At 69.9% G+C, this 14,374-nt stretch carries 8 protein-coding genes; 7 read left to right on the top strand and 1 reads right to left on the bottom strand.

What is annotated here, in order from left to right; translation table 11 throughout:
* Nucleotides 1–265 precede the first annotated feature (265 nt).
* The 3 genes from V6S67_RS01750 to V6S67_RS01760 all read left to right on the top strand — a co-directional run bounded on the left by V6S67_RS01750 (nucleotide 266) and on the right by V6S67_RS01760 (nucleotide 6,952).
* Nucleotides 266–4,318, top strand: coding sequence for an Ig-like domain-containing protein (locus V6S67_RS01750; RefSeq protein WP_334208605.1), 4,053 nt, complete (start codon nucleotides 266–268; stop codon nucleotides 4,316–4,318).
* A gap of 90 nt (nucleotides 4,319–4,408) precedes the next feature.
* Nucleotides 4,409–5,902 (top strand): SpaH/EbpB family LPXTG-anchored major pilin, encoded by a 1,494-nt coding sequence (locus tag V6S67_RS01755; protein WP_334208606.1) that lies wholly within the window; start codon nucleotides 4,409–4,411, stop codon nucleotides 5,900–5,902.
* Nucleotides 5,903–6,049: 147 nt separating this feature from the next.
* Nucleotides 6,050–6,952, top strand: a complete 903-nt coding sequence (locus tag V6S67_RS01760) for a class C sortase (protein WP_334208607.1) — start codon at nucleotides 6,050–6,052, stop codon at nucleotides 6,950–6,952.
* A gap of 58 nt (nucleotides 6,953–7,010) precedes the next feature.
* On the opposite strand, the gene V6S67_RS01765 is transcribed toward V6S67_RS01760, so the two are convergent.
* Nucleotides 7,011–8,039, bottom strand: coding sequence for a glycoside hydrolase family 76 protein (locus V6S67_RS01765; RefSeq protein ID WP_334208608.1), 1,029 nt, complete (start codon nucleotides 8,037–8,039; stop codon nucleotides 7,011–7,013).
* Nucleotides 8,040–8,182: 143 nt separating this feature from the next.
* Here V6S67_RS01765 and V6S67_RS01770 point away from each other — a divergent pair, with 143 nt between their 5' ends.
* The 4 genes from V6S67_RS01770 to V6S67_RS01785 all read left to right on the top strand — a co-directional run bounded on the left by V6S67_RS01770 (nucleotide 8,183) and on the right by V6S67_RS01785 (nucleotide 14,362).
* The gene (locus V6S67_RS01770; RefSeq protein WP_334208609.1) at nucleotides 8,183–8,968 is read left to right on the top strand and encodes an SDR family NAD(P)-dependent oxidoreductase; all 786 of its coding nucleotides are present in this window, start codon (nucleotides 8,183–8,185) and stop codon (nucleotides 8,966–8,968) included.
* A gap of 50 nt (nucleotides 8,969–9,018) precedes the next feature.
* Complete coding sequence (locus V6S67_RS01775) at nucleotides 9,019–10,182, top strand: acyl-CoA dehydrogenase family protein (protein ID WP_334208610.1); 1,164 nt, start codon at nucleotides 9,019–9,021, stop codon at nucleotides 10,180–10,182.
* Nucleotides 10,183–10,475: 293 nt separating this feature from the next.
* Complete coding sequence (ppc, locus tag V6S67_RS01780) at nucleotides 10,476–13,301, top strand: phosphoenolpyruvate carboxylase (protein ID WP_334211497.1); 2,826 nt, start codon at nucleotides 10,476–10,478, stop codon at nucleotides 13,299–13,301.
* A gap of 128 nt (nucleotides 13,302–13,429) precedes the next feature.
* Nucleotides 13,430–14,362, top strand: a complete 933-nt coding sequence (locus V6S67_RS01785) for an NADP-dependent oxidoreductase (protein WP_334208611.1) — start codon at nucleotides 13,430–13,432, stop codon at nucleotides 14,360–14,362.
* Nucleotides 14,363–14,374 lie beyond the last annotated feature (12 nt).

A 14,374-nucleotide genomic window follows, 5' to 3' on the forward strand; every position in this document is an offset into this window, starting at 1 on the left:
CTCCCATCCGATCCGGAGGGTGCAACGAATAAGGGCCGAACAGCTGGGCGAACAGCGCTCCAGCGAAGGATCAAAGCACCACCGGCTCAGCGGTCAGTACTGCTGGGGAGCAGAGGCTGAGCCGGCACAACTTCATTCGCACTCATCGCACGGCCGGTCCGGTCGCGGCGATCCTCTACAGGGGTATGTCTTGTCGACACTTCGTAGGGGCCGGCGGTCTCACCGGCGCACGGTCTCCTGGTCTCACCTGCAGCGCATCATGGCGATGTGCCTTGCGGTCGTGCTCGGCACGGGCTCCGTCATCGCGCTGTCCGTCGCCGTCGCGCCGGGTGCGCATGCGGCACGGATCGCCAATGTGACGGACAACGGCACGGGCTACACGCAGACCTTCACGCAGGCCAATACCGACAACATCACGGGGACCTGGGTTCTGGGTGGAGCCACAGTCCAGGGTGCGACCGGCGGCTCGACGTCCGCACTTCCGGTCCGCGGTACGTCGGCGACAACCTTCACCCCCGCGCTTCCCGATGGCACCATCGTCACGCAGATCGACACCGGCCCGGTGAACTGCACGCCGAGAGGCAACACCAACGTGTACTGCCCGGGGTCGGGCACCATCACGGTGAATTTCAGCAAGCCCGTGACGAATCCCGTGTTCCACGTGGCAGGTCTCGGCGGTAATGCCTCGACCAACAATGTGGTTCAGAACACCTACTCGGCGTACGGCACGCTGTCCTCGGTGCCGGCGGGCGCCACGCTCGGCGCGCCCGCCGCGGGTTCAACCAGCCTCGAGGTGGTCAATGGCAACCAGTTCCGCACCAACGTGAACCAGCCCGGCACTACCTGCAATGCCACGATCCCCGCAGGCTGCGGCAGCATGGTCATCAACGGGGCGAACCTCACCCAGGTCACGTTCACCATGGGCATCAAGGTGTACGGCGGAACCAGCGCGCTCGCGGCAACCAACCTCGATCAGTACAACGCCTTCGTGACGCTGCAGGATCAGCCCGTTCCCGTCGCCGCGCCCGACACCAACACCACCAAGCGCAACACCCCGGTGACCACGTCGATCCTCGCCAACGATGCGCCCAGCACCGGCAGGACCCTCGTCCCCGGCTCCGTGACCCTCTTCGCAACCGGCACCACCCCTGCCGCCAACGTGAAGACGCTGACCATCCCGAACGAGGGCACCTACACGGTCAACGCGACCGGCCAGGTCGTCTTCACCCCCCTTGCAACGTTCGTCGGAACCGCGACGCCCATCAACTACCGGGTCTCGGACTCCGACAACTCCACCGCGACGTCCACCCTCACGGTCACGGTGACCGCCGACCCGCCCGGCCCTGTCGCCGACACGCCGACCACCAGCCAGGGCGTGCCTGTCACCTTCGACCCCACGGTCAACGACAACGGCGTCGACTCGCCCATCAACAAGGCCTCCGTCCGGCTCCTCGATCGCGCGACCGGCCAGTTCGGTACCAATGTCACCGTCGCGGGCGAGGGCACCTACACCGTCAGCGCCGCCGGTGACGTCACGTTCACGCCCGTGGCCACCTTCTCCGGCACGGCCACCGCCGTGACCTACCGCGTCGCCAACCAGTCCGGGGCCACCGCGACCTCCACCATCACCCCGACGGTCACCCTCGGAGCGACCATCACGGTGCGCAAGAACCTGCCGACGCGGACGGCGGCGGGAGACCAGTTCACCCTGTCGCTGCGAACGGGGACGACCGTGCTCGCGTCGGCCACGACCTCCGGCACAGCCGCCGGCATCCAGGCGGCGCAGATCAGCCGCGCGCTGGTGCAGCCCGGTTCGACGTACACGATCTCCGAGGCACAGACCTCCGGCGCGGGCCTCGGCTACTCCAACGCCTACGAGTGCACCCGGGCCGGCACCGTGATCGCGTCCGGGGCAGGGGCCGCAGGCACCATCACCATGCCCACCGAGGCGGGGGCCGACGTCGTCTGCACCTTCACGAACACGGCCCAGACTGCGCGCCTCTTCTGCGACACGAACCACTTCTACTCCATCACCACCGCCGGTGCGCTGGAACAGGCCGACATCGTCTCGGGAGGTCTTGCCCCGGTCGGTACCTGGCCGGGCGTTGCAGGGGCGAACGCCCTCGGTATCGGCTCGGGCGGGAATGTCGCCTACGCGATCGACCAATCGGCCGATCGGAGCGACGTGACATCGATCCTCAAGTGGACCCCGGGTGGGGGTTTCGCGACGGTACCGAACACCTCGTACCTGACAGTGGCCGGCGGGGTCGAGATCGCCGGTGACATCGTCGCCGGTGCGGTCGACCCGAAGAGCGGCCGCTATCTCTTCGGCAAGTTCGCCAATCAGCGGTTCCATATCTGGAGCTTCACCGACACCTCGAATGCCACCGGCTTTGCCTACGTGGGTTCGTTCCCCACCGGCAACGCGCCCAACGGGAACGGTGACATGGCGTTCGACGCTGAAGGCAACCTGTCCGTGATCGGCGCGGCTACGGTCAACTCCGCAACCAATGCAGCGATCTACACGGTCACTGCCAGGGCCCTCGCCGATGGCGGCGATCTCGTGGTGAGCACGTCGGCGGTCAAGCAACTGGGCGGCACGGACGGCGCCTTCACAGATTTCCGAGGTGTCGCGTTCTCGCCGCGTGGCACCGTCTATCTGGCCGATGCAGCCAGTGCCTACGAGTTCGACGCCACGACGTGGACTCGTGTCGGTGGCACACCGCGCATACCCATCCCGTCCACCTCCACTTCCTTCGACCTCGCGAGCTGCTCGTCGCCGGCGACGATCACCGTGCAGAAGAACGTGGTCGGGCGTCAGTCTGCCACCGACCAGTTCACGCTGACGGCATCGGCACCATCGCAGCCGGCGTTCGCCGCGGTGACGACCGCCGGCACGGACACCGGGCGGCAGGTCGCGCAGATCGGACCGTTCCCCGTCCCGATCGGCACCACGGTGACGATCAACGAAACCATGGCCTCCGGTTCCCCCATCACTGCGTACACCACGATCTACGAGTGCTACTCCGACGGTGTGCGGCTGAGTACGGGCACCACCGCGACCGGCACCGTCACGATGCCGAACCGGCTCAGCGCGAGCGTCAACTGCACGTACTTCAACTCTCCTGCTCCGGTGTCGACGGTGCGGATCACGAAGACGATCCAGGAGTTCTCCGGCCTCACCCGCCCAGGTGTCGGTTGGACCGTGGGTACGACGGCGACCGCGACCGCCGGCACCGCGACGGCCCTGCCCAGCCAGTCGCTGACACAGCCGGCGTCGACCCAGCAGACGAATGCCGATGGCAGGGCGAGCTGGACGGTGCTGTACGGCTCGACGACGTCCCGGGCGACGGTCGTCGTCTCGGAGATCCAGCAGGCGGGCTTCGCCTTCGTCAGCGGCTCGTGCACGGGGGTGACGGGCCCGGTCGTCTTCACCCAGACGGGGTCGACCATCAGTGCCAGCCTCGCGTCGGTGGCGCCCTCCGCGGTGATCGATTGCACGATCGTCAACCGGCCCACGGCGTCCCTCACGCTCGTCAAGCAGGTGGCCTTCGGGTCCGCGCAGCCGACCGACTGGACCCTGAGCGCCACCGGCCCCAGCGGGGCCCTGCCTGGGCCCTCCGGACGCTCGGGCAGTGCAACAGCCTCGGGAATCGCGGTGACTCCCGGTGCTGCCTACCGGCTGAGCGAAACCGGCGGTCCGCTCACCTACGTCCAGACGGGCGCCTGGCAGTGCCGCACAGGAACCGGGGCCGCCGTCGAGGTCTCTGCCGCGGGAGAGGTCGTCCCGATCTCCGGGGCCACGATCACCTGCACGGTGACGAACTCGACGGCATCCATCACGCTGCTCAAGCAGGTCCAGAACCCACGGCCGGGCTTCCAGGCCCCGGACTGGAGGGTCATCGCGACCCCGGCCGCCCTGGCTGGGGGAGTCCTGCCGACGGAGAGCCGGGCCGGCGCCGAGTACGTCGCCTCGGGCAACCCGGCGAACACCTTCTTCGTGCGACCGGGCCACAGCTACACGCTGTCGGAGGCGGTCACCGATCCTACGCGGCCACTCGCGTACCAGGAACTTCGTCTCGAGCAGCTGACAGGGTCGACGTGGACCCCGGTGTCGTCACGAACAATCTCCGCTCCGGCGGCGGGTCAGACGGCGGTCTACCGTTTCGTCAACGCCCCCGTGGAGCCCACCAGACTGCCGCTCACCGGCGGCACGAGCGCCGACGCGTACTACATCGGAGGAAGTGTGCTGGTCATCCTGGCACTCGCCTTCTCCGTGTGGCACAGGCGTCAACGAAGGGGAGGCGCCTTCCGGTGATGCGCACCCCTCGCTGCTCGACCATCCTGCTCCTTCCACCCGCTCCATCCGGTCTCACCCTTGCAACTCTCACCTCATAGGAGAAACAACGTGTCCAACTCCATCCTCCGGCGGCTGTCCGCCGCTGCCGGCGTGCTGGCGCTGAGCGCAGCGGCGACCTTCGTCGCCGTCGCGCCGGCAACGGCCGTCACCCAACCGGGCAACATCGACCCGGCGATCCCCCGCACCCTGACCATCCACAAGTTCGCGCTGGGCCCCGAGAACGGGCAGCAGGTCGGCACCGGCCAGGAGGTCGACGTTCCGGGAACGCCGCTCGCAGGCGCCACCTTCACCGCGGCCTTGGTCCAGGGTGTCGATCTGACCACGCCGGAAGGCTGGACCTCCGTGTCCAACCTGACCCCTGCTACGGCTGCCGCCCGTGTCAACACTGCCGGCACCTACACGGCAACCACCGGCAGCGACGGTGTGGCGCGGTTCAACGACGGCGCCAGTCTCCCTCTGGGCCTGTACCTCGTGACCGAGACCAAGCTGCCGACCGGGGCGACCAACCCGGCCGCGCCGTTCCTCGTCACGCTGCCGTTCCCGACCGGTTCGGAGGGCGCCCCGTCCAACCAGTGGATCTACGACGTGCACGCCTACCCGAAGAACGCCGTCACCGATCTGACGAAGACCCGCGTGCCGGCCCCGGCCAACTCGGTCGAGGCCCGCAATCCCGACCTGGTGCGCTGGGCGATCACCCAGAGCGTGCCGACGCTCGCGGGTGGCACCACCCTCGACACGTTCACGCTCACCGACTCGCTGCCCACCGATCTCGAGTACCTCGCGAACGGCCCGGACGGCGTCGCCCCGACGGCCGTGCAGGTCGCCAACGCGGCCGGCGTCAGCCAGATCTTCACCGCCGGCACGGACTACACCCTCGTGTACGACGCGACCGCGCGTACCCTCACCGCTGACTTCACCCCTGCCGGCCGTACCCGCCTGGCGTCCTTGCCGGGTGGAAAGGTGACGCTCACCGTGCTGAGCCGTGCAGTGACGATCCCCGCCAGCGGCTTCATCGTCAACACGGCGACGGGCGTCGTGAACGGCAGCTCCACGACGGTCGAGGGCAGGACCCCGATCGGCCAGCTCACCGTGGCCGCCTTCCAGAACGGTGGACGGAACCCGCTCGCCGGCGCCGTGTACCAGGTGTTCCTCAACGAGAACGACGCCAACAACAGCCAGAACCCCGTCTTCATCGACGGCGTCCAGAACTGGACGACCGGGGCGAACGGACAGGTCGCGATCCCGATCATCACGCCCGGCACCTACTACGTGCGTGAGATCACCCCTCCGGCCGGATTCCAGCTGCCGCGGCCGAGCCAGGCGCCGGTCCGGGTCGTGCCCGGTCCGAGCTCCACCGTCGCGCCGGTCCAGAACTACGTCGAGTTCCTGCATGACCAGGTTCCGGCCTTCGCGCTCCCCCTCACCGGTGGTGACGGTGCCCTGTGGTTCACCGTCGGCGGTACGGGGCTCATCGCGATCGCCCTCGGGACCGGCGTCATCGCTGCACGCCGTCGTGCCACCTCGGCACTCGCAAGCGCGTAACGTAGCACCGTGAATGCGAAGGCGGGGCGTCAGGAAGGCGCCCCGCCTTCGCGCGTCCCGGGCGAAGCGTCCGGGCCATCGACCGCCGCTTCGTCCCCGGTGCTGACCAGGCGCGAGCGGAACCGGATCCTCCGGTGGCGGCTCCCGGTGCTGCCCTTGCTGATCGCGATCGCGGTCGTCGCCGGAGCGGCACTCCTCCTCTACCCGGCTGCGGCCGGGTGGTTCAGCTCGGTCGAGCAGTCGCGTGAGATCGACAAGCTCACCGAGGGGATCCACGATCTCGGCGCCGGCACCCTGCGCGAGAGGCTCGCCGAAGCACGCGAGTACAACCAGGCGATGAGTGGGGGCGGGGCGGCCGTCGCGGCGAACGAACGGCTCCCGCTGGCCAACGAACCGGGTTCCGAGGACGAGCAGCAGTACCTCTCGATGCTCCGGGGAGATTCCCAGGGGCTGATGGCGCGGATCAGGATTCCCTCGATCAAACTCGACCTGCCGATCTACCACGGCACGAGCAACGCCGTCCTGGAACGTGGAGTCGGGCACCTCGAAGGCACGGCGCTCCCCGTCGGCGGGCCGTCGACACACTCCGTGCTCACCGGCCATAGAGGCCTTGCCACCTCCGAGCTCTTCACCAACCTCGACAAGGTCACGGTCGGCGAGACGTTCACCATCGAGGTCTTCGGCGAGATCCTCGCCTACCGCGTCACCGAGACACGCGTCGTCGAGCCCGAGGACACCGAGAGCCTCCTCGTGCAGCCGGGCAAGGACCTCATCACCCTCGTCACCTGCACTCCCCTCGGAATCAACAGTCACCGCATCCTGGTCACGGGCGAGCGCGTGCTCCCCACCCCTCAGGCCGATATCGACGCCGCGGGCGACGCCCCCGATGTGCCCGGCTTCCCGTGGTGGATGGTCGTCGCCGGCGGCGTGATCGTAGCCGCAGGCACCTACGTCTGGGTCTCAGGACGGCCGCCGCGGGCGGTCCGGCTGCAGGCTGCACAGGAACGTCAGGCGCTGACACTGGATCAGTTACTGGAACGAGCGGACTGAAGGGTCATCCGTCGGCCCGATGCGGTGGACGACCGGTCCGGCGGACCCGAAGGGCGTGTCAGTACCGGATGATCCGGTGCCGGCACGCCCTGTCGGATTCCAGCACCATCCACGCCTGGAGCTGCGAGGAGAGACTGACGGGTCCGTCCTGGTGCGGCGGGAAGACGAGTGCGGCCGCGTCCACCTCCGAGCGGTCCGCCCAGAGCCTCTCGGCGGTGGCCTCCAGGAGGGCCTGCGCTGTCGACGCGGCCTCCGGGCCGATTTCCGGCGTCGAGGCGCCGAGCGCCAGGTAGCGCGCCAGGATCCCGGTGAACAGCCCGGCGTCGCCGCCCGCGGAGAGCGGCAGGACGCCGTCGTCGTCGGCGAGGTTCCCGGCGATCGCCTCGACGAGACGTGCCGCGTGCCCGAGATTCCTCCCGCCGCCCGTCGCCACCAGGGCGCCGAGCACGGTGCCCTGGTTGTAGGTGTGGACGGTGCGCTCCACCGTCCCCTCGGCGCTCCCGTCCGCTTTCACGCCGTCGAGGTACAGCCCCGTCGCCGGGTCGTACAGGCGCGCCCGGAGCCAGTCCAGCAGCTCCTGGGCCCGGGAGGTGTCCCCGGCACGGGCGAAGAAGAGTGCAGCGGGAGCGGTGCTGGGGGTGTTCTTGTAGTCGCGGGTGGTGTTCCAGTAGACGCCACCGCCGAGGTCCTGGGTGTGTGCCGACGCCAGGGCGCGACCGAGGGTCCGTACCCGGCGCCGCGGCCGGCGGCGTCCCTCCACCGCATCGAGGCGCTGCAGGGAGAGCGCCAGCCAGGCCATGTCGTCGTAGTAGGCGTTGCGCCACCGGCCGCCGTTGCGCAGCCAGATCCCGCGGGCGAGCTTCCGCGCGTCGGCCAGTGCGCCTCCGGCGGGATCGCGCAGGTGCTCGTCCAGGAGGCAGTCGAGGTAGTGCGCCTGCCACCAGTAGTGCCAGTGGCTCCTGGGGTCGGTCGGCGGCGGGAAGGCGATGGCACCGAGCCTCGTCCCGGGTACACGCAGGCTCCGGCGCGCATAGAGGCTCCGGATGCTGCTCGCGGCGCGGGAGGCGGCGTCGTCGGGGATGGGCATGTGACCACCCTAGCCACGCCGGCCTGCCCCGGGATTGCGCAGGATGCGCAATCGGAGGCCCGCCGGGTGCGCAGTGGGCCACGTCACAGTAATCTGGACGCAGGAGTGGCCAACGGCGGCCCTCCCGCCGCGGAAGGATACGCATGGACAGCAGGGGAGCAGTGGCGCTCGTCACCGGAGGTGCATCGGGACTCGGTCTCGCCACGGCCCGCAGGCTGTTCGACGACGGCGCCTCGGTGGTGCTCGTCGACCTCCCGCAGTCCGCCGGCGCGGACGCCGCAGCAGGCCTGGACCCCTCCGGTGCGCGCGCGCGGTTCGTCGCCGCCGACGTCGCCGACCCCGCGCAGGTGCAGGCCGCGGTCGCCACTGCGGCCGGGCTCGGTCCGCTGCGGATCGTGGTCAACTGCGCCGGCATCGCCACGCCGGGCAAGGTGCTCGGGCGGGACGGCGTCCTGCCGCTCGAGCAGTTCGCCCGCGTCGTCACCGTCAACCTCGTGGGCACGTTCAACGTCATCAGGCTCGCCGCGGAGGCGATGGCGGCCACACCTCCGGTGACCGGCTCCGGCGGGTCCGACGAGCGCGGCGTCATCATCAACACCGCCTCCGTGGCGGCCTTCGACGGGCAGATCGGCCAGCCCGCGTACTCGGCGTCGAAGGGTGGCGTCGCCGCGATGACCCTGCCGATCGCCCGCGAGCTCGCGCGCTCCCTGATCCGCGTGGTCACGATCGCCCCGGGCATCTTCGAGACGCCCATGATGGCCGGCCTGCCGCAGGAGGCCCAGGACTCCCTCGGCGCCCAGGTACCCCACCCCTCACGCCTCGGAAAGCCTGCCGAGTACGCGGCCCTCGCCGCCCACATCGTCGAGAACCAGATGCTCAACGGCGAGACGATCCGCCTCGACGGCGCCATCCGCATGGCGCCGAAGTAGAACACACGCTCCGGTCTCACTACCCCGGTCTCGATCGAAAGGACGGCTCGATGGAGAGCCAGCTGCCCACCGCCGATTTCCTCGGCTTCGAATCCCTCCTCACCCCCCACGAGCGGGAGAAGCTGCAGGACGTCCGGGACTTCCTGGCCAAGGAGGTCTCGCCGCGCGCCGTCGAATGGTGGAACCGTGCCGAGTTCCCCCACGAGCTGCTGCCGAAGCTCGCCGGCCTGAATCTCAGCACACCCGTCCAGCAGGGCTACAGCCATCTGTTCAGCGGCATGGTGATCGCCGAGCTGACCCGGGCCGACACCTCGATCGCGACCTTCTTCATGGTCCACCACGACCTGTTCGTGGAGGCCCTCCACACCTTCGGCAGCGACGACCAGAAGGCGCGGCTCCTGCAGGACGCCATGGACCTGAGGATCACCGGGGCCTTCGCGCTCACGGAGCCGCTGCACGGGTCCGACGTCGCGGGCGGCATGACCACCACCGCGACGCGGGACGGCGACACCTGGGTCATCAACGGCGCCAAGCGGTGGATCGGCAACGGGACCTTCTGCGACTACATGCTCCTCTGGGCGCGGGACACGCACACCGGCGGAGTGCGCGGCTTCATCCTGGACGCCACCCTGCCCGGCGTGACGCGGACCGCCATTGGGAACAAGACGGCGCTGCGGACGGTGCAGAATGCCGATGTCCTCCTGCAGGACGTCCGGGTCGCCGAGGCCGACCGCTTCGCCGGTATCGAGTCCTTCGACGACACCCGCCAGCTCCTGCTCGGGTCCCGGATCCTCGTGGGCTGGCAGGCCGTGGGCCAGCAGCTGGCAGCGTTCGACGTCGCCCGGCAGTACGCCGTCGAGCGCCACCAGTTCGGCCGGCCGATCGCCGGATTCCAGCTCGTCCAGGACCAGCTCGTCACCATGATGGGCAACACCACGGCGAGCCTGGCCGTGATGGCGCGCGTGGCCCAGCTGCAGGAGCAGGGCGTGTCCGACATGCCGCAGGCCGCCTTCGCGAAGTCCTTCACCACGGCGCGGATGCGCGAGACGGTGGCCCTCGGGCGGGGCATCCTCGGCGGCAACGGCATCGTCACGGACTACGGGATGGCCAAGATCTTCGCGGACGCCGAGGCCGTCTACACCTACGAGGGGTCCTACGAGATCAACAGCCTCATCGTGGGCCGGGCGCTGACGGGCATCTCCGCCTTCGCCTGACGCGTCCCGTGGGGGAGCGGCCGCCGTCGTTCCTGGTTCTTGAGCGGAGTGCGGCGTGTCCGGCCGCGACACGCCGTGTCCTGCAGCCCGGGCCGCCGAAACCCAGGAACGACGGCGGGGAACAGACGCAATGCCGCAGCGCTCCCGGTCACATGACGGCCGGGGTGAGGCGGCCGCCACATTACTGGGTAGTATCCCAACAGCAATCCGTCGTATCCAGTGCCGCATACGCCCCGTTTTCCGTGCCCTGAAAGCAGGCCGTTGTGACAGTGCCCCTCGAAGTGCCCCTCGAAGTGTCCCCTCTGCAGGCCGCCGACCCCTTCGCGGGTCCCGCGGGCGATCTCAGCTCCGGTCTCCGCGCTGACGTGCGGCGCGTGAGCACCCTGCTCGGCGAATCCCTCGTGCGGCAGCACGGCCAGGAGCTCCTCGACCTGGTGGAGCGTGTCCGCCGGCTGACCAAGCAGTCCAAGGAATCGGGAGCCGGCGCCGACGCCGGTGAGCGGGCAGCCCTGACGGAACAGGTGCGGGAGCTGCTCGCGGCCCTGCCCATCGACCGGGCCACGGAACTGGTCCGGGCCTTCGCCGCCTACTTCCACCTCGCCAACGCCGCCGAGCAGGTGCACCGCGTGCGCGGGCTGCGGACGCGGTCGGAGGAGGACGGCTGGCTGGCGCAGACCGTGTCGCGCATCGCGGCCGATGCCGGTCCCGAGGCCCTCGCCGACGTGGTGCAGGCCCTCGACGTCCGTCCCGTGTTCACGGCCCACCCCACCGAGGCCTCGCGCCGCTCCGTCCTGGACAAGCTGCGCCGCCTCTCCGACATCCTCGCGGACACGACGGCGGAGGGCTCGCAGCAGCGACGCCGCCAGGACAGGCGGCTCGCCGAGGTGATCGACCTGATCTGGCAGACCGACGAGCTGCGCCAGGTGCGGCCCACGCCGATCGACGAGGCCCGCAACGCCATCTACTACCTCGGCGACATACTCACCACGTCCATGCCCGAACTGCTCGAGGACCTCTCGGACCTCCTGGGCGAGCACGGCGTCGCCCTGCCGGCCGAGGGCGCGCCGCTGCGGTTCGGGTCTTGGATCGGCGGCGACCGCGACGGCAACCCGAACGTCACGGCGGCCGTCACCCGGGAGATCCTGCAGATCCAGAACCAGCAGGCCGTCCGGATCGCCATCCACTTCATCGACCGGCTGATCTCGTCGCTGTCGTCCTCGACGGCGATCGTCGAGGCGTCCGCGGAGCTGAGCGCCTCCATCGAACGCGACCTCGCGAACCTGCCGCGGCTCGACAAGCGGGTCCTCGAACTCAATGCTCAGGAGCCCTACCGGCTCAAGCTCACGTGCGTGAAGGCGAAGCTCCTCAACACCGCGGCCCGCGTGCAGCACCAGACGGCGCACGAGCCCGGCCGCGACTACGCCACCACCGATCAGGTGCTGGCCGACCTCCGGCTCGTCGGCGACTCCCTGCGGCAGTACTCGGCGGGGCTCGCTGCTGACGGCGCGCTCGCGACGGCGTCGCGCGTCATCTCCTCCTTCGGCCTGCACCTGGCCACCCTCGACATCCGTGAACACGCGGACATGCACCACGACGTCGTCGCCCAGCTGACCGACCGCCTCGGCGAGCTCGACGTGCCCTACCTCGAGCTGACGCGCGAGGACCGCCTCCGGGCGCTGTCCCGCGAACTGGCGTCCCGGCGGCCGCTCGCCTCGGTCACCCCGCCACTCGACGACGGCGCACGGCGCACGTTCGACGTCTTCCGCGAGATCGGTTCGGCGCTGCAGACCTACGGCCCCGACGTCATCGAGACGTACATCGTGTCCATGACCCGCGGGGCGGACGACGTCCTCGCGCCGGTGGTGCTGGCCCGGGAGGCGGGGCTGGTCGACGTCGTCGGCGACGGCTCCGGCGGCCCGGATTCCGGGGCGTTCGCCAGGATCGGCTTCGCGCCGCTCCTCGAGACGGTGGACGAGCTCCGCGTCTCCGCCGAGATCGTGGACACCCTGCTCTCCGACCCGACCTACCGCGAGGTGGTGCGCCTGCGCGGGGACCTGCAGGAGGTCATGCTCGGCTACTCGGACTCCAACAAGGAATCCGGTGTGCTCACCAGCCTGTGGGAGATCCACAAGACCCAGCGCCGGCTGCGCGACGTCGCCGCGAAGCACGGCGTCCGCCTCCGCCTCTTCCACGGCCGCGGCGGATCGGTGGGCCGCGGTGGCGGACCCACGTACGACGCCATCCTCGCCCAGCCCAACGGCGTGCTCGAGGGCGAGATCAAGTTCACCGAGCAGGGCGAGGTCATCAGCGACAAGTACTCGCTGCCGGCACTGGCCCGCGAGAACCTCGAGCTCTCCCTCGCCGCCGTCATGCAGGGTTCCGCGCTGCACCGCACCCCCCGCACGTCCGACGACGACCGCGGCCGCTGGGCCGAGGTGATGGAGACCGTGTCTGACGCCGCGTTCGTCCGGTACCGCTCCCTGATCGACCACGAGGACCTGCCCGCCTACTTCCTCGCCTCGACGCCGGTGGAGCAGCTCGGTTCGCTCAACATCGGGTCGCGCCCCTCGAAGCGCCCCGATTCCGGCAGTGGCCTCGGCGGCCTCCGGGCCATCCCGTGGGTGTTCGGGTGGACGCAGTCCCGCCAGATCGTCCCGGGCTGGTTCGGCGTCGGCTCCGGTCTGCGGGCCGCACGGGAGGCGGGCCACGGGGAGCTCCTCACGGAGATGCTCGAGCGCTGGCACTTCTTCCGCACCGTGGTCTCCAACGTCGAGATGACGCTCGCGAAGACCGACCTGGAGATCGCCGCGCACTACGTCGAGGCCCTCGTGCCCGGCGAGCTGCAGCACCTCTTCGGTGTGATCCGCGAGGAGTACGCGCTGACCCTGGCCGAGATCCGGCGGCTCACCGGCGAACACGAACTGCTCGACAACCAGCCGGTGCTCAAGCGGTCGCTCGCCGTCCGTGACCAGTACCTCGACCCGATCTCCTACCTCCAGGTCGAACTGCTGCGCCGCATGCGGGCCGAGTCCGACGGCGGACGGCCCGACGAGCGGATCCAGCGGGCCATGCTGATCACGATCAACGGCGTCGCGGCGGGGATGCGCAACACGGGCTGAGCGCCGTTCTCCCGGGTCCCGGCTGCCGTCCCCGCCGGCGGGACCCGCCGGAATAGGTGCCGGCCGGTGCCGGTTGCCGCCTCTGGAAGCCAGAGCGGTATCGGCCGGACCACCCGAGGAGGAGCACCATGAAGGCAGTGTTCTACGAGCAGTACGGCGATCCCGACGTGCTGCAGTACGGCGAGCAGCCCGACCCGAAGGTGGGGCCCGATTCGGTGCTCGTCGACGTCCGCGCGTCCTCGGTGAACCCCGTGGACTGGAAGATCACCGCGGGGTACCTCGACGGCACGTTGCCCACGTACTTCCCCGTGATCCCGGGCTGGGACGTGGCCGGCGTCGTCGTGCAGCCCGGCCCGTCCGTCACGGAGTTCCAGGCCGGTGACGAGGTGATCGGGTACGTCCGCATGGACACCGTGGGGCTCGGCACCTTCGCCGAGCAGGTGGCGGCCCCCGTGCGGGCGCTCGCCCGCAAGCCGAGGAACGTGTCCTGGGCCGAGGCTGCGCCCATGCCCCTCGCAGGGCTCACCGCGTACCAGTCGCTGCAGGCGGTCGGTGTGGGGGAGGGCGACACCGTGCTGGTGCACAACGGCGCCGGCGGAGTGGGTACGTACGCCATCCAGATCGCGAAGGCGTGGGGTGCGCGTGTCGTGGCCACCGCGTCCGAGAAGAACCACGAGTTCCTGCGCTCGCTGGGCGCCGAACCGGTGACCTACGGCGAGGGGCTCGCCGGCCGCCTCGCCGAGGTGGCACCGGAGGGGCTCGATGCCGTCGTCGACTTCGTGGGAGGGGAGGACCGCGATGCCTCGCTCGAGCACCTGAAGTCCCCCGAGCGGGTCGCGTCCGTCACGGATGCCGAGGTCAAGGACAGGGGCGGCCGCTATATCTTCGTCCGCCCGAACCCGGCCGATCTCCTGGCCCTGACCGAACTCGTCGAGGCGGGCAGCGTGAAGCCCGTCCTCGCGGAGAGCTTCCCGCTGGAGCGTGCAGCGGACGCCTTCCGCAGCAGCATGGAGGGTCATGTGCGGGGCAAGATCGCCGTCACGATCGGTGAGCAGGGCTGATCCGGGAGCCTG

It is taken from the genome of Arthrobacter sp. Soc17.1.1.1 (genome assembly GCF_036867195.1).
Taxonomy (GTDB): Bacteria; Actinomycetota; Actinomycetes; order Actinomycetales; family Micrococcaceae; genus Arthrobacter_D.

What these genes read in the sequence shown, in the direction of transcription:
- V6S67_RS01750 (WP_334208605.1), top strand. Translation starts at nt 266, where the DNA reads ATGTGCCTTGCGGTCGTGCTCGGCACGGGCTCCGTCATCGCGCTGTCC.
- V6S67_RS01765 (WP_334208608.1), bottom strand. Translation starts at nt 8,039, where the DNA reads ATGCCCATCCCCGACGACGCCGCCTCCCGCGCCGCGAGCAGCATCCGG.
- V6S67_RS01770 (WP_334208609.1), top strand. Translation starts at nt 8,183, where the DNA reads ATGGACAGCAGGGGAGCAGTGGCGCTCGTCACCGGAGGTGCATCGGGA.
- V6S67_RS01775 (WP_334208610.1), top strand. Translation starts at nt 9,019, where the DNA reads ATGGAGAGCCAGCTGCCCACCGCCGATTTCCTCGGCTTCGAATCCCTC.
- V6S67_RS01785 (WP_334208611.1), top strand. Translation starts at nt 13,430, where the DNA reads ATGAAGGCAGTGTTCTACGAGCAGTACGGCGATCCCGACGTGCTGCAG.